This window comes from Pseudarthrobacter phenanthrenivorans Sphe3, from assembly GCF_000189535.1.
GTDB lineage: Bacteria > Actinomycetota > Actinomycetes > Actinomycetales > Micrococcaceae > Arthrobacter > Arthrobacter phenanthrenivorans.
In genome coordinates, this window is record NC_015145.1 from 1,240,405 (window position 1) to 1,255,359 (window position 14,955).

13 protein-coding genes and 1 tRNA gene are annotated in these 14,955 nt (G+C 65.5%); 10 read left to right on the forward strand and 4 right to left on the reverse strand.

The window, feature by feature from the left end; all coding sequences use genetic code 11:
* Positions 1–8 precede the first annotated feature (8 nt).
* The 9 genes from eno to ASPHE3_RS05840 all read left to right on the forward strand — a co-directional run bounded on the left by eno (position 9) and on the right by ASPHE3_RS05840 (position 9,428).
* Positions 9–1,289, forward strand: a complete 1,281-nt coding sequence (eno, locus tag ASPHE3_RS05800) for a phosphopyruvate hydratase (protein WP_013600299.1) — start codon at positions 9–11, stop codon at positions 1,287–1,289.
* Between the two features lie 123 nt (positions 1,290–1,412).
* Positions 1,413–2,060, forward strand: coding sequence for an FtsB family cell division protein (locus tag ASPHE3_RS05805; protein ID WP_013600300.1), 648 nt, complete (start codon positions 1,413–1,415; stop codon positions 2,058–2,060).
* A 28-nt stretch (positions 2,061–2,088) separates the two neighbouring features.
* Positions 2,089–2,760 carry a DUF501 domain-containing protein gene (locus ASPHE3_RS05810; protein ID WP_013600301.1) on the forward strand — a complete coding sequence of 224 codons (672 nt, stop codon included), beginning with the start codon at positions 2,089–2,091 and terminating at the stop codon, positions 2,758–2,760.
* Positions 2,757–3,704 carry a Ppx/GppA phosphatase family protein gene (locus tag ASPHE3_RS05815; protein WP_041651996.1) on the forward strand — a complete coding sequence of 316 codons (948 nt, stop codon included), beginning with the start codon at positions 2,757–2,759 and terminating at the stop codon, positions 3,702–3,704. Before ASPHE3_RS05810 ends, ASPHE3_RS05815 begins: the two co-directional genes overlap by 4 nt.
* A 6-nt stretch (positions 3,705–3,710) precedes the next feature.
* On the forward strand, positions 3,711–5,099 hold the full coding sequence (locus tag ASPHE3_RS05820; RefSeq protein WP_013600303.1) for a S8 family serine peptidase: 1,389 nt from the start codon (positions 3,711–3,713) through the stop codon (positions 5,097–5,099).
* A gap of 58 nt (positions 5,100–5,157) precedes the next feature.
* Positions 5,158–6,663, forward strand: coding sequence for an NAD(P)/FAD-dependent oxidoreductase (locus ASPHE3_RS05825; protein WP_013600304.1), 1,506 nt, complete (start codon positions 5,158–5,160; stop codon positions 6,661–6,663).
* A gap of 153 nt (positions 6,664–6,816) precedes the next feature.
* Positions 6,817–7,761, forward strand: coding sequence for an N-acetyltransferase (locus ASPHE3_RS05830; RefSeq protein WP_013600305.1), 945 nt, complete (start codon positions 6,817–6,819; stop codon positions 7,759–7,761).
* Between the two features lie 20 nt (positions 7,762–7,781).
* Positions 7,782–7,855: transfer RNA gene (locus tag ASPHE3_RS05835), tRNA-Leu, on the forward strand.
* 217 nt (positions 7,856–8,072) lie between these two features.
* Positions 8,073–9,428, forward strand: a complete 1,356-nt coding sequence (locus ASPHE3_RS05840; protein WP_041651998.1) for an ABC transporter substrate-binding protein — start codon at positions 8,073–8,075, stop codon at positions 9,426–9,428.
* 68 nt (positions 9,429–9,496) lie between these two features.
* Here the strand turns inward: ASPHE3_RS05840 and ASPHE3_RS05845 are convergent, their stop codons facing one another.
* The 4 genes from ASPHE3_RS05845 to ASPHE3_RS05860 are packed head-to-tail and all read right to left on the reverse strand — an operon-like array spanning position 9,497 to position 13,625.
* On the reverse strand, positions 9,497–10,270 hold the full coding sequence (locus ASPHE3_RS05845) for an ABC transporter ATP-binding protein (RefSeq protein ID WP_013600307.1): 774 nt from the start codon (positions 10,268–10,270) through the stop codon (positions 9,497–9,499).
* Positions 10,267–11,358 (reverse strand): ABC transporter ATP-binding protein, encoded by a 1,092-nt coding sequence (locus tag ASPHE3_RS05850; RefSeq protein ID WP_013600308.1) that lies wholly within the window; start codon positions 11,356–11,358, stop codon positions 10,267–10,269. The genes ASPHE3_RS05845 and ASPHE3_RS05850 overlap by 4 nt, the downstream gene beginning before the upstream one ends.
* On the reverse strand, positions 11,355–12,323 hold the full coding sequence (locus ASPHE3_RS05855; RefSeq protein ID WP_013600309.1) for a branched-chain amino acid ABC transporter permease: 969 nt from the start codon (positions 12,321–12,323) through the stop codon (positions 11,355–11,357). The genes ASPHE3_RS05850 and ASPHE3_RS05855 overlap by 4 nt, the downstream gene beginning before the upstream one ends.
* Before the next feature lie 9 nt (positions 12,324–12,332).
* Positions 12,333–13,625, reverse strand: coding sequence for a branched-chain amino acid ABC transporter permease (locus ASPHE3_RS05860; protein WP_013600310.1), 1,293 nt, complete (start codon positions 13,623–13,625; stop codon positions 12,333–12,335).
* 347 nt (positions 13,626–13,972) lie between these two features.
* Here ASPHE3_RS05860 and ASPHE3_RS05865 point away from each other — a divergent pair, with 347 nt between their 5' ends.
* The gene (locus ASPHE3_RS05865; protein ID WP_013600311.1) at positions 13,973–14,887 is read left to right on the forward strand and encodes a Bax inhibitor-1/YccA family protein; all 915 of its coding nucleotides are present in this window, start codon (positions 13,973–13,975) and stop codon (positions 14,885–14,887) included.
* Positions 14,888–14,955: the final 68 nt, after the last annotated feature.

The following is a 14,955-nucleotide window of genomic DNA, read 5'->3' on the forward strand; positions in this document are numbered from 1 at the left end:
GCAAATTCATGGCGCTTATCGATGCCATCCACGCCCGCGAGATCCTCGATTCCCGTGGCAACCCGACCGTAGAAGTTGAGGTCCTGCTCTCCGACGGCCAGATCGGCCGCGCAGCAGTTCCCTCCGGCGCCTCCACCGGCGAGCACGAAGCCGTTGAACTGCGCGACGGCGACAAGGGCCGCTACCTCGGCAAGGGCGTCCAGAAGGCCGTTGACGCGATCATCGACCAGATCGCCCCGGCCCTGACCGGCTTCGACGCCACCGACCAGCGCAGCATCGACCAGGCCATGCTGGACCTGGACGGCACGCCGAACAAGGGCAAGCTCGGCGCCAACGCCATCCTGGGCGTGTCCCTGGCCGTGGCCAACGCAGCCGCCGCTTCCGCTGACCTGCCGCTGTACAAGTACCTGGGCGGCCCGAACGCCCACGTGCTGCCGGTTCCGCTGATGAACATCCTCAACGGCGGTTCCCACGCCGATTCCGACGTGGACATCCAGGAATTCATGGTTGTCCCGCTGGGTGCAGAGACCTTCTCGGAGGGCCTGCGCTGGGGCGTCGAGGTCTACCACGCCCTGAAGTCCGTGCTGAAGGAAAAGGGCCTCGCCACCGGCCTGGGCGACGAAGGCGGCTTCGCACCGAACCTGCCCTCCAACCGGGCAGCACTGGACCTGATCCAGGAAGCCATCAAGAACGCCGGCTACACCCCGGGCAAGGACATCGCACTGGCCCTGGATGTTGCCTCCTCCGAGTTCTTCACCAACGGCGCCTACCAGTTCGAAGGCAAGTCGCTGACCTCCGCCGAGATGAGCGCCTACTACACCGAACTCGTTGCCGACTACCCGCTGGTGTCCATCGAGGACCCGCTGGACGAGAACGACTGGGACGGCTGGAAGACCCTCACCGACTCCATCGGCGACAAGGTGCAGCTGGTGGGCGACGACCTGTTCGTCACCAACCCCTCCATCCTGCAGCGCGGCATCGACACCAAGACCGCCAACTCCCTGCTGGTCAAGGTCAACCAGATCGGCTCCCTGACCGAAACCCTGGATGCCGTCAGCCTGGCCCAGCGTGCCGGCTACACCACCATCACCTCGCACCGCTCCGGCGAGACCGAGGACACCACCATCGCCGACATCTCGGTGGCCACCAACGCGGGCCAGATCAAGACCGGCGCACCGGCCCGCTCCGAGCGCGTGGCCAAGTACAACCAGCTGCTGCGCATCGAAGAGGAACTCGACGACGCTGCACGCTACGCAGGCCGCGGGGCTTTCCCGCGTTTCAAGGGCTAGTAGCCGCGTAAAACGGACGGCGGTGGCTATGGTTGAAAGACCATAGCCACCGTTGCTGTTTCAGCAGCACTTGTTCAGCCCAGATAGTGGCGGCCCCGGCAGGCTGCGCGTTTCAGGAGTGTCATGGCTACCCGCCGTCCCAAAGTCCCCAAGGTTGCCCCGTCCCGCTCCCCAAAGGAAGCTTCCGAAGGCGCGGACGTCATCCGCGCGGATTTTGGCTCGGCCAAGGACGCGCCCGCTCCGGAAAGCACAGGCCCTGCGGCACACCGTCCCGGGAAGCCTGCCGGAAAAGGCCCCGGATACGCGGGCCGCAACGGGAGCAGCGCGGCGGCCGGCCCAGGGAAACCAGCCGCCGAAACAACAAGCGATGAAGACCAGCAGCCGGTACCGGCCAAGGCCTTCTCCGGCCGGATGCTCGCCCTTGCGGTGGTGATGATTGCCATCACCATCATGCTGGCGCCCACGGTCAAGATCTTCTTCGACAAAAAGGCCGAGATCGATGCGCTGAACGCCGACATCGCCGCACGCCAGGCGGAAGGGGACGTCCTCCGGCAGCAGGTCTCACGGTGGCAGGACCCCAACTACGTGAAACAGCAGGCCCGGGACCGCATTAACATGGTTATGCCGGGAGAAACCGGCTACTGGGTTTTCGGCAGCGATCTGCCGGCCGGAGAAACCAGCAGCCAGCCCGGTGCAGCAGCACAAGACCCCGCCGATCTGCCGTGGGTGGATTCCCTGTGGGAGTCCATCACGCGCGCGGCTACAGACTGAACCGCAACAGGAAGGACGGCCCGCCACAGTGGAACACAACACGGCAGCCGCCCGGGACGAATCCCGCCAGCCATCAGCACACGACCTTGAAGTACTGAGCCGCCAGCTGGGACGGCCGGTCCGTGACGTGGTGGAGATTCCTGCACGCTGCATCTGCGGCAATCCGCTCGTAGCCGCCACCGCTCCCCGCCTGAGCAACGGGACGCCGTTTCCCACCACTTTCTACCTGACACACCCGGTCATCACGTCCGCCGTCTCACGGCTCGAAGCTGCAGGCGTCATGAACGACATGAACGGGCAGCTGGCCGGAGACCCTGAACTTTCTGCCGCCTACCGGGCAGCCCACGACGCCTACCTGGCCGCGCGCGACGCGATTGGCGAGCGCTCCGGCATCGGCCCGGTTCCCGAAATTGACGGGATCTCCGCCGGCGGCATGCCCACCCGCGTCAAATGCCTGCACGTCCTGGTGGGCCACTCACTGGCCGCCGGCCCCGGAGTCAACCCCCTGGGGGACGAAGCGCTGCGCCAGATCCAGGAGTGGTGGACCGCCGGGCGCTGCTACTGCGACGGCGCCTGGGACACCACCGGCGAGGCGCCCTCAAGGGACCTGAGCCGCCACGGGCCGCAGGGCCTGCCGGACATCGTGGGGCGGCCGGCCCCGGAGCGGAAATCCGCCAGGACGGCCGGGGCCGCCGAATGACGCGCGTGGCCGCCATCGACTGCGGCACCAACTCCATCCGCCTCCTGATCGCAGACGTGGACCGCAGCAACGGCGCTGCACGCCTCACCGACGTGGTCAGGGAAATGCGCGTGGTCCGCCTGGGCCAGGGGGTGGACGCCACCGGAGAGCTGGCACCGGAGGCGCTGGAGCGGACCTTCGCGGCAACTGCTGACTACGCAGACCTCATCCGTCGGCACGGCGCCCGGAAGGTCCGGTTTGTGGCCACATCCGCCAGCCGGGATGCACGGAACCGGGACGTGTTCGTGGACGGGGTCCGCAACCTGCTGGGTGTTGAACCCGAAGTCATCTCCGGAGACGAGGAAGCGGCGCTGTCCTTCGCCGGCGCCAGCAGCGTGCTGCCTGTCCTGGACGGCCAGGAAGTGCTGGTGGTGGACCTGGGCGGCGGCAGCACCGAGTTCGTCCTCGGTACAGCCGCCGGGGTCACAGCCGGCAAGTCCGTTGACATCGGCTGCGTGCGGCTCACTGAACGCCACCTGAAGGATGATCCACCCACTGCCGAACAGGTTGCTGCCGCCGAAGCCGACGTGGACGCAGCCATCGCCCGTGTCCGCCGGGACGTGCCGCTGGAACGTGCCACCGCCGTCGTCGGCGTTGCCGGTTCCATCACTACCATCACTGCGCACGCGCTCGAACTCACCGAGTATTCGCCGGACGCGATCCATGGCACGGAACTGCCCCTGGACACCATCCGTGCGGCCTCAACAGGACTGCTGGGGATGACCCGGGCCGATCGCGCCGCACTGCCGTACATGCACCCCGGCCGCGTAGACGTCATCGGAGCCGGCGGGCTGGTGTGGCGGCGCATCCTGGAGCAGATGGACGGGATAACCGGCGGGCGCATCAGCACCGCCACAGCCAGTGAGCACGACATCCTTGACGGCATCGCCCTGAGCATCGGCTGATCACTCATGCAGAATTACAGCACCGCAACACCCCCAGTGAACAAGGCCGGAAGGGCCCTGCTTGCCCTGCTCATGGCTGCCTGCTGCCTGTCGGCGGGCCTGGTAACGGCTCCCGGGGCCCGCGCCGACGAATGGCGGGACAAGCAGTACTGGCTGGCAGAGTCCGGCATCACCAAGGCGTGGGAGGTTTCCAAGGGCGCCGGCGTCAAGGTGGCCGTCATCGACAGCGGCATTGACGCCCAGCACCCGGACCTGAAGGGTGCGGTGGCCGGCGGCTACGACGCGTCCGGTTCCGGGCAGCCGAACGGACAGAAGAGCGTGGGCGTCAAACCCGAGCATGGCACCCTGGTGGCCACCATGCTGGCCGGCCGCGGGCACCAGCCCGCCAGTCCCAGTCCCAGCCCCAGTCCGTCGCCCGGGCCTTCCGGCCAGGCTCCGGACGGGATCGTGGGGGTTGCCCCGGAAGCCCAGCTCCTCTCCGTGTCCACGTGGCTGGGCTCCAGCAATCCCTCCGGCAAGAGCGACCAGGACCAGATTCCGGAAGCTGTCCGCTGGGCCGTGGACAACGGTGCCAAGGTCATCAACATCTCCCTGGGCAGCACCACTCCGCAGTGGCCGCAGAGCTGGGACGCGGCGTTCCTCTACGCCGAGCAGAAGGATGTGGTGATCGTTGCGGCTGCCGGGAACCGGGTGGGCGGCAACATCCAGGTGGGGGCTCCGGCCACCATCCCCGGTGTCCTCACGGTGGCAGGCCTGGACCGGAAGGGCGTAGCCAGCGTTGACGCCTCCTCCCAGGGCATCAGTATCGGCGTGGCCGCGCCTGCGGAAAACCTGCTGGGCGGCCTTCCCGGCGGCGGGTACGCGGAATGGGCAGGAACCTCCGGCAGCGCTCCCATTGTGGCCGGTGTCGCTGCATTGATCCGCTCCAAGTGGCCCGACATGAGCGCCGAGCAGGTCATCAACCGGATCGTCTCCACCGCCAAGGACGCCGGCGCGCCTGGCAAGGACCCGCTGTACGGCTTCGGCGTGCTGAATGCCGAGGCGGCCCTGAAGGATCAGGTCCCGGAGGCCAGCGCGAACCCGCTCGGTTCCATCGCCGAATGGATCCGCGTGCACCGGCGCGGAAACATGGGCACTCCGGCCCCGCTGCCCACGGGGGACGTCTCCAGCGCCGTCCCCACGCTGCCCGAGGCCACCGTGCCCGTAGCGGAGGCGCCTTCACAGCGTGACACTGCCGTCGGCGCCGCCGTCGTCATTGGCTTCGCGCTGCTGTTTGTGGCCATCATCGCTGCGGCCCTCCTCCAGCTGCGCCGCGCGGCCAGGAACCCCGCGCTGCTTCGGGAGGACGCCGAAACCGGCGTCATTGAGAAGGTGGACTCCGGCCAGAACACTTAGATTCCGGGGCTGTGAGGCATTAGTGAAGATTTTCACAAACTGTTGTACTCTTAAACCCATGGCAACCACCCCAGAGCTCCAGGACCGTCCCAGGGTACTCGTCGTCGGCGGCGGGTACGTCGGCCTGTACGTAGCACTCAAACTGCAGAAGAAGATCGCGAATGCCGGTGGCATCGTCACCCTCGTGGATCCACTGCCCTACATGACTTACCAGCCCTTCCTGCCCGAGGTGGCCGGCGGCAACATCGAGGCCCGCCACGCTGTGGTCTCCCACCGCAAGCACCTCCAGCAGACCGAACTGATCCAGGGCCGCGTCACCTCGATCGACCATGAGAACCGCACCGCTGTGGTGGCGCCCGCCGACGGCGGCGCCCCGTTCGAGGTTCCCTATTTCGACGTCGTCCTGGCCGCCGGTGCCATCACACGCACCTTCCCCATCAAGGGCCTCGCGGACAAGGGCATCGGCCTGAAGACCATCGAGGAAGCCGTTGCGCTGCGCAACAAGGTCCTGGAGCGCATCGAACTGGCCTCCACCATGACCGATCCGGCTGCCCGCGCCCGTGCCCTCACCTTCGTCGTGGTGGGCGGCGGCTTCGCCGGCATCGAGTGCATCACCGAGATGGAGGACCTCGCCCGGGCCGCCGTCCGCAACAACCCGCGCGTCAAGCAGGAGGAAGTCCGCTTCGTCCTGGTCGAAGCCATGGGCCGGATCATGCCCGAGGTCACTGCCAAGCAGGCCGAGTGGGTCGTGGAGCACCTCCGCAGCCGCGGCATCGAGGTCCTGCTGAACACGTCGCTGGACAGCGCCGAAGGCACCCTCAAGCTGATCAACCTTCCGGACAAGACCCCCGCCCAGGAATTCGAAGCCGACACCCTCGTGTGGACCGCCGGCGTGCAGGCCAACCCTATGGTCCGCTCCACCGACTTCCCGCTGGAGCCGCGCGGCCGCGTCCGCGTCCTGCCGGACCTGCGCATCGCCGGTGACGAAGGCATCATCGACAACGCCTGGGCCGCCGGCGACGTCGCCGCGGTTCCGGACCTGACCGGCAAGGGCCTGCCGGACGGTACCTGCGTCCCCAACGCCCAGCACGCGCTGCGCCAGGCCAAGCGCCTCGCCAAGAACCTGTGGGCTTCCCGCTGGGACAAGCCGCTCAAGGACTACAAGCACAAGAACCTGGGTGCCGTAGCCGGCTTCGGCGAGTGGAAAGGCGTTGCCAACATCAACCTGGTTGGCAGCATCGGCCTCAAGGGCGGCCTTGCCTGGCTCGCGCACCGCGGTTACCACGGCCTGGCCATGCCCACGTTCGAGCGCAAGTTCCGCGTGATCCTCAACTGGATCATCGCCTTCTTCGCGGGCCGGGACACCACCCAGCTGCTGGACCTGGACAACCCGCGCGGTGCCTTCGTGGCAGCTGCCACGCCTGCACCCAAGCCGGCCGCTGCAGCCGCACCTGCGGCCCCTGCCGCGCCGGCTGCCGCACCCCCGGCAGGCGGCTCAGGTTCCACAGCCGTCCCGCCAGCCACCGCGGATGCCAAGGAAGCCGTGGCGGCCAAGGCCAAGTAGGGCCGGCAACGCGCTGCCATAGAACGTCCGACGGCGGCTGTCCCCTTTGGGGGGGCAGCCGCCGTTTGCGTTTGGCTGGCAATAAGGACCGCCGCAGGCCGCCGCCAGGCCCGATTCCCTGGAAGGACGTCCCCTGCCTCCTAGACTGGCACCATGAGTGGCGAGAAGAACCTTGGCGTCCTGCTGGCGGCCCTGCATCCGGTTCAGCGTGACGGCGAGTACGTCTATGTCCGATGGCCGGAGGGTAAGCCCCTGGTGCCGGGCATCGAGGCGGCCGTCCGGGAACCAGAGGGCCTTACTGTAGTGCTGCCGCGGGCAGTGGCTGACCGGGAAGGCCTGCCCTACGGCTTCGTGGGGGCGTGGATCACCTTGCAGGTCCACTCGGCCCTGGAAGCCGTTGGGCTTACCGCTGCGGTCAGCGGCGCGCTCACCGAAGCCAGGATCAGCTGCAACGTGCTGGCAGGTTTCCACCACGACCACATTCTTGTGCCGGTAGCGGACGCGCCGCGGGCCTTGGAGGTCCTTGCCGGATTGTCGGCGCAGAACAGGGCGGCGCCACAGCCGGAAGTCCTGCTGCGTACGGAGGAACCGGGGGACCGGGACGCCATCCTGGCCTTGACCGCCGAGGCCTTTGCCGTCTCTCCGGTAACAGGCATCCCTGTGGAGGGGGAACCGGTGGAGGTCCGCGTGCTGCGCGGCCTGTTCGACGCCAAAGAGTATCTGCCCGGCTTCAGCGTGGTGGCTGTCCTGGACGGCGAGGTGGTGGGCCACGTGATCAGTACCCGGGGCTGGGTGGATGGGCATGAGCTGCTCGGTCTGGGTCCGCTTGGTGTGGCCCCCAGGCTCCAACGGCACGGGATTGGCTCAGCCCTGATGACGGAGACCATCCACCGGGCGAACGCTGCGAGCGAGATCGGCATCGCCCTGCTGGGCAGTCCGGAATACTACTCGCGCTTTGGCTTTGTCCCGGCCGCGTCGCTGGGGGTGCTTCCACCGGACGAGGGCTGGGGCGACCACTTTCAAATACTGCCCCTGGCGCTTTGGCCGGGCGGCGTGCACGGGACCTTCCGGTATGCCGCGCCCTTCACGCCAGTCTGACGGGATACCATTGACCGGGCGCCCCAGTAGCCCAATTGGCAGAGGCAGCGGACTTAAAATCCGCGTGTTGTGGGTTCGAGTCCCACCTGGGGTACAGGAGATCGAGCGCCGTTCTGAGGCGTTGTGAAGGGAAGCCGTCCGGACCGCGGGCGGCTTCCGGCGTTTAATTCCGCATATGCAACTACTGTTATAAGGATGTGACCTCTCTCACTTATCTTCGGCTGTTATTTGCATTAGCTTGAAGCTAAATCAGGAACACCTGGTTTTTCGTGTCAAAGGCCGTTCGCACCTTTAGATCGAGGAGCTCGTAAATGACTTTATTCCCCCAGGCGGGAACCCGTGTTGCCAAGCTGACAGCGCTTGGCATCGGCGTCGCCTTCATGGCGACGGCTTGCGGCGGTTCGTCCACACCCACGGCAACCGAGTCGTCGGCCACCGGATCAGCGGCAGGAATAGCCTGCCCAGCGCCCGAAGCCGGTGGGGGCGCAGCAGCCAGCCAGCCTGCGGAGACGCCCTCAGTACCGCCGTCAACCACCACCACTGACACTCCGTTGCGGATCGGCTCGCTCCTTCCCACCACCGGATCCCTGGCCTTCCTTGGCCCGCCCGAAATCGCCGGCGTGAACCTCGGCATCGAGGAAGTCAACAAGGCCGGCGGTGTCCTGGGCAAGCCGGTTGAAGTGATCCATCGCGACTCCGGTGACACCAAGACGGACATCGCCACGCAGTCCACGTCGGCACTGCTGGGCCAAGGCGTCAGCGCCATCATCGGCGCAGCTTCTTCGGGTGTCTCCAAGACGGTCATCAACCAGATCACCGGCGCCGGCGTCATCCAGTTCTCACCGGCCAACACCTCGCCCGACTTCACCACCTGGGATGACAAGGGGCTGTACTGGCGTACGGCGCCCTCAGACGTCCTCCAGGGCAAGGTGCTGGGCAACTACATGGCCACCTGTGGCGCCCAGACCGTGGGCATGATCGTCCTGAACGATGCGTACGGCACCGGCCTGGCATCCAACATCAAGTCCGCCTTTGAGGCGGCCGGAGGCCAGGTTGTGGCGGAGGAACTCTTCAACGAGGGCGACACCCAGTTCAGCAGCCAGGTGGACAAGGTCATTGCCGCCAAGCCGGATGCCATTGCCCTGATCACCTTTGACCAGGCCAAGAGCATCGTTCCGCTGATGACGGGCAAGGGCGTGAAGCCCACCCAGATGTTCCTGGTGGACGGCAACACCTCCGACTACAGCAAGGACTTCCAGCCGGGCACCCTGAAGGGCGCGCGGGGCACCATCCCGGGCACCTTCGCCCAGGAGGAGTTCAAGAAGAAGCTGCTGGCCATCGACCCGGCTTTGAAGGACTACAGCTACGCGGGTGAGTCCTACGACGCCGTGAACCTGATTGCCCTTGCCGCTGAGTCGGCCAAGAGCACCAAGGGCGTGGACATCGCCGCGAAGCTCAAGGAAGTCTCTGAGGGCGGCGAGAAGTGCACCTCCTACGCTGCCTGCGTCACGTTGATCCGTGAAGGCAAGGACGCTGACTACGACGGCCAGTCCGGTCCGGTGAGCTTCTCGGATGCCGGCGATCCCACGGAAGCGTACATCGGCATCTACGAGTACCAGGATGACAACAAGTACACCGCAGTCAAGGAAGAGTTCGGCAAGCTCTAGGAACCCTTTCTGAACAACAAGGAAGCCCCCGTCCGGCAGGACGGGGGCTTCCGTGTTTGTGCGTTGTGCTACTCGACGGTGTCGGCGAGGGTACCAAGGTAGAGCTGAATGACCTTCGGGTCCTTCATGAGCTCACGGCCGGTGCCCGTGTAGGCATCCCGGCCCTGGTCCAGGACGTAGGCGCGGTCGCAGATCTGCAGGCAGCGCCGGGCGTTCTGCTCCACCATGATGACGGAGACGCCAGCACGGTTGATTTCGTGGACGCGGAGGAAGGTCTCGTCCTGCTTCACGGGGGAGAGGCCTGCGGAGGGCTCGTCCAGCAGGAGCACTGCCGGATCCATCATCAGGGCGCGGCCCATGGCCACCATCTGGCGTTCGCCGCCGGAGAGCGATCCGGCCCGCTGCGCGCGGCGCTTGCCGAGTTCAGGGAACAGGCTGGTCACGAAGTCGAACCGCTCTGCGAAGTCCTTGGGCCGCTGGAACATGCCCATCTGCAGGTTTTCCTCAATGGTCAGCGTGGCAAAGACGTTGTTGGTTTGCGGAACGAAGCCCACGCCCCTGCTCACCAGCTTGTTGGCCTTCAGCCCCGTGATGTCCTGGCCGCGGACCACCACGGTGCCGGAGTGCACCTTCACCAGGCCGAACATGGCCTTGAGGAGGGTTGATTTGCCGGCGCCGTTGGGGCCGATGATTCCGATCAGTTCGCCCTTGCGGGCTTCAATGCTGCAGCCGTTCAGAATGTTCACGCCGGGCAGGTAGCCGGCCACAAGGTCGGTGACTTTGACGACGGACCCGCTGTCGCCCACTGGATGTGCGGCCGGTGCCGCGCTGGTGCTGCTCATTGGCTGTCCTTCCCGGTGCTGCCCGTATCCGTGCTTCCGTGCCTGCCCTGTTGCCCGTCACCGCGGGCCTGGTCCCCGCCCCGGCGGGCTTCCTCGGCCTCGTTGGACACCACGTCCAGCGAGATAATTCCGGCATTCTCGGTTCCCACGATCGATTCCTCGTCAGCCTCAAGCTCGGCTGCGAGTTCCTTGAGGCCCTCGGAGTCTCCGAGGTCCACGTCGTGGTGCGCGCCGAGGTAGGCGTCGATGACGGCAGGATTCTTCATCACTTCACCGGGAGGGCCTTCGGCCACCACCTTTCCTTCGGCCATGACCACCACCCAGTCGGCGATGTGCCGGACCATGTGCATGTCGTGTTCGACGAACAGGACAGTCATGCCCTCCGCCTTGAGGTTCTTGATGTGGTCCAGCAGCGACTGCGTGAGAGCCGGGTTGACCCCCGCCATGGGCTCGTCAAGCATCACCAGCTTGGGCCGCACCATCAGGGAGCGCGCCATTTCCAGGAGCTTGCGCTGGCCACCGGAGAGGGACGCGGCATAGTCGTCCTTCTTCGCGTCCAGCTTGAATTTCTCCAGCAGGACGTTTGCTTCCTGTGTAATCTGCTTTTCGCGCCCGCCCCACATGCCCTTGAACAACGCCTTGGAAAGCCGCTCGCCCGGCTGGTTGGAGGCTCCCAGCCGCATGTTCTCCATGACTGTCAGCTTGCCCATGACCTTGGTCAGCTGGAAGGTGCGCACCATGCCCATCCGTGCCACCTTGTAGGGGGACACCCCGGCCAGGCTCTTGCCTTCGAACTGCCACTTGCCCGTATTGGGGGTGTCGAAGCCGGTAAGCAGGTTGAAGAGGGTGGTCTTGCCGGCGCCGTTGGGGCCGATCAACGCGGTGATCTTGTGGCGGGGGATTTCCAGGTACTCCACGTCCACGGCATTGATGCCGCCGAAGCTCCGGGTCACGTTCTCCGCCACCACGATGGGGTCCCGTTTCTTGCAGCCCGGTGCTGCCTCGCCGGCCGCGATGGGCCGGGTGTCGGTCATGTAGTCCACGCCGGCCTCGCCTGCTGTGGTGGGATCTTCGCTGTGCATGCTCATGCGAACGCCAGCTCCTTCTTGTTTCCAAAGACGCCCTGGGGCCTGAAGATCATCAGCAGCATCAGGGCAACGCCAACCAGGATGTACCGCAGCTGCCCGGCCTGGACCGTGTTGAGCCACGTGATGGCACCGGACTCGATCAGGCCGTACAGGACGCCCTGGGTCAGTGACAGGACAACCCAGAAGATCATGGCCCCAATGACCGGTCCGAGCACAGTGCCCAGGCCTCCCAGCAGGAGGCAGGTGTAGAGGAAGAACGTGAGTTCCGTGCCGTAGTTGGCCGGCTGCACTGCTCCGCGAGGGAGGGTGAAGACCATGCCGGCGAGTGCCCCGAGGACACCGCCGATGATCAGGGCCTGCATCTTGTAGGCGTAGACGTTCTTGCCAAGGGAGCGCACGGCGTTCTCGTCCTCGCGGATGCCCTTCAGCACACGGCCCCAGGGGCTGCGCATCAGCAGCCACACCAGCGTGCAGCACAATGCCACCAGTGCCCAGCCCACCACGCGGATGAAGAAGTCGCGGTTGTTCATACCGAAGTAGGACCCTTCGGGGAAGGGATTCATGGCATAGAACCCGCCCTCGAACGCGGCCAGGCCGTTGGCGGAACCGGTCACGGAGGTGAGCTGGTTGGTGGTCACGATATACCGGACGATTTCCGCCGCTGCGATGGTCACGATGGCCAGGTAGTCGGCACGCAGCCGCAGCGTGGGAATCCCGAGGAGCAGCGCAAAGATCGCGGAAGCTATGACGGCTATCAGCAGCCCCACGAAGAAGGGGACGCCGAAGGTAAGCGTGGAGATGGCGAACCCGTAGGCTCCCACCGCCATGAAGCCGGCCTGGCCGAAGTTGAGCAGGCCGGAGTAGCCGAAATGGACGGCAAGGCCAAGCGCCGCCAGGGCGTAAGCGGCCGTCGTCGGGCTGAAAATTTCACCGGCAGCGCTGGCAAGAATGAATCCAAAGTCCATGGCTGTCTCCTAACCCACGCGCTCGCGCCGGCCCAGGATGCCCTGGGGCCGGAACAGAAGGACAACGATCATGATGAAGAGGGCTCCCACGTACTTGAGGTCTGCTGCGAGGCCGAACACCGTGGTGAGCTCCACGAAGATGCCAACGATGATGGAACCGATCAGGGCGCCGAAGACTGTTCCGAGGCCGCCGAGGGTAACGCCGGCGAAGATCAGCAGGAGGATGGCCGAGCCCATGTCGAAAGTAACCCCGGGACGGTAATAGGCCCACAGGATGCCGCCGAGGGCTGCGAGCATGCCGCCGGTGATCCAGACCAGGCGGATCACCCCGTCCACGTCGATGCCTGAAGCTGCTGCCAGTGCCGGGTTGTCGGCCACGGCACGGGTTGCCTTACCCAGCCTGGTCTTCAGCAGAACGATGCCGATCAGTGCGATCACCACTGCGCTGATGCCGAGGGACCAGAGGTTGTTGGGCGAAATGGAGACCGGGCCCAGCTGGATTTCAGGGCTCTGTGCGTAGGGGAGTTGCTGGGTTGCGCCGCCGAAGTAGAACTGGATCACGTACCGGACGGCAAGGGCAAGGCCGATGCTGACAATCATCATGGGCACAAGGCCGGTGCCGCGGCGGCGAAGGGGCCGCCAAAGTCCCCGGTCCTGGGCGTACCCGAACAGGCCTCCGCCCAGCAGGGACAGGATGATCGCCAGCCAGAAGGGAAGGCCTATGGCGTTGAAGGCAAACACGAGCACAGCTCCCAGCGTGACCATCTCGCCGTGGGCGAAGTTGGTCAGGCCGGTGGTGCCGAAGATCAGGGAGAGTCCCACCGAGGCGAGTGCAAGGAGGAGGCCGAAGCTCAATCCTGCTACGAGCCGGTTGAGCAGGTTTTGTCCGAAGTCCTGCTGCTGCACCACGATGCCCTTGCCGAAGGCGAAGATGACCGACAGGTTGGAGGTCTGGCTGAAGGTCACGTCACGGGGATTCTCCTGCCCCTCGGCCAGGGTGATGCCCTCTGGCAGCGTTGACTCGTCAAGTTCAACTGTGTAGGTGCCCTGCTCGGGCACTCCGATGTTCCAGGATCCGTTCGCCGTGGACTTCGTGGTACCGGTGAAGTCGCCCTTCCTGGCCGTGATGGTCACGTCTGCCAGGGGTGCCCGGGTGTCATCACGGAGGAAGCCACTGATGTTGTTCTGGAAGGTCTGGTTCGACGGGGATGGTGTCGGTGATGGGGAAGTGGCGGAAGCCGGTGCTGCGACGATGAGGATTGCCAGGATGGAAGCGCTGATGGCCCCCAGTAATCCCAGCAAGCCGCGGCGTCCTCCGGCCGGCCGGCTTTGGGGTGTACTTCTCAAATTGAAAACCTCCACTTGGGGGCGGTCTCGGCTGCGCCATTGCAGCCGCTGCGAACGGATGCAGGGATAGGATGGTGCCCTAAGGCCCGGCACCGTCACACGTGTGAGTTCCGTCACCCTGCTTGGCTTATGCTACAGCGCTGATGTATCCGAAAATGACGAGGTTCCGGCGCCAATGGTAGCGATCGGATAACAACTCACTGCCCTTTTTGCCGCGGGGAACTTTCCGGGGTGCAACTACGTGAGAATTGGTACCGTAAACCTTAAGGTTCACAACACATCCCATATGGAGGAATCCCGCAATGGCACTTGGCGGCAACCCGATCTTCAACGGAAAGAGCTTCCGTGGAGCCACCCAGGCACCGCCTGTCCCGCAGGCTCCCTACGGAAACATGCCTTACGGCCAGCAGCCGTATGGCCAGGCCCCTTACGGCCAGAATCCCTACGGCCAGGCCCCCTACGGCCAGCAGCCGTACGGCCAGCCACAGAACATGACCGACGAGCAGCTGCGGCAGATGTACAACCAGCCTGCTGCCGGCCCGGCGGACACCGGCCGGATGACCTTCGACGACGTCATCGTCAAGACGGCCGCCTGCCTGGCCTTTGTGGTACTGGGTGCCGCTGTCACCCTGACTGTCAGCCTGGGGCTTGCCTCCATGCTGATGATCGTCGGTGCGCTCGGCGGATTCGTCCTTGCGTTGGTCAACACGTTCAAGAAGCAGCCATCACCGGCGCTGATCCTTGCGTACGCCGGCCTTGAAGGACTCTTCCTTGGTGGCCTTACCCGGGTGCTGGACACCATGTACCCGGGCGTGGGGCTGCAGGCTGTCGTCGGCACGCTGTCTGTCTTCACCGTGACGCTCCTCCTCTTCAAGAGCGGCAAGGTACGCGCCACGCCCAAGGCCATGAAGTTCTTCATGATCGCCTTGGTTGGCTACGCACTGTTCTCCGTGGTGAACCTCATCATGATGCTGACGGGCCTGACCACGGAACCGTTCGGCCTGCGAAGCGGCATCATCGGCGTCGTCATCGGCATCCTGGCCATCGGCCTCGCAGCCTTCTCCCTGGTCATGGACTTCACCAGCATCGAAGCGGGCGTCCGCAACGGCGCCCCGCAGCGCTTCTCCTGGACAGCCGCCTTCGGCCTGACGGTCACCCTCGTCTGGCTGTACGTGGAAATCATCCGGCTGCTGGCCATCCTTCGCGGGGAGGAATAACGCGCAAGGCGGCTCCCGCCGTCGTACTGCCCTAACAGTTGAGGGCCCCACCTGATGGTGGGGCCCTC

Coding starts and splice junctions, on each gene's coding strand:
- eno (WP_013600299.1), top strand. CDS start 9: ATGGCGCTTATCGATGCCATCCACGCCCGCGAGATCCTCGATTCCCGT.
- ASPHE3_RS05805 (WP_013600300.1), top strand. CDS start 1,413: ATGGCTACCCGCCGTCCCAAAGTCCCCAAGGTTGCCCCGTCCCGCTCC.
- ASPHE3_RS05815 (WP_041651996.1), top strand. CDS start 2,757: ATGACGCGCGTGGCCGCCATCGACTGCGGCACCAACTCCATCCGCCTC.
- ASPHE3_RS05820 (WP_013600303.1), top strand. CDS start 3,711: ATGCAGAATTACAGCACCGCAACACCCCCAGTGAACAAGGCCGGAAGG.
- ASPHE3_RS05825 (WP_013600304.1), top strand. CDS start 5,158: ATGGCAACCACCCCAGAGCTCCAGGACCGTCCCAGGGTACTCGTCGTC.
- ASPHE3_RS05830 (WP_013600305.1), top strand. CDS start 6,817: ATGAGTGGCGAGAAGAACCTTGGCGTCCTGCTGGCGGCCCTGCATCCG.
- ASPHE3_RS05840 (WP_041651998.1), top strand. CDS start 8,073: ATGACTTTATTCCCCCAGGCGGGAACCCGTGTTGCCAAGCTGACAGCG.
- ASPHE3_RS05845 (WP_013600307.1), bottom strand. CDS start 10,270: ATGAGCAGCACCAGCGCGGCACCGGCCGCACATCCAGTGGGCGACAGC.
- ASPHE3_RS05850 (WP_013600308.1), bottom strand. CDS start 11,358: ATGAGCATGCACAGCGAAGATCCCACCACAGCAGGCGAGGCCGGCGTG.
- ASPHE3_RS05855 (WP_013600309.1), bottom strand. CDS start 12,323: ATGGACTTTGGATTCATTCTTGCCAGCGCTGCCGGTGAAATTTTCAGC.
- ASPHE3_RS05865 (WP_013600311.1), top strand. CDS start 13,973: ATGGCACTTGGCGGCAACCCGATCTTCAACGGAAAGAGCTTCCGTGGA.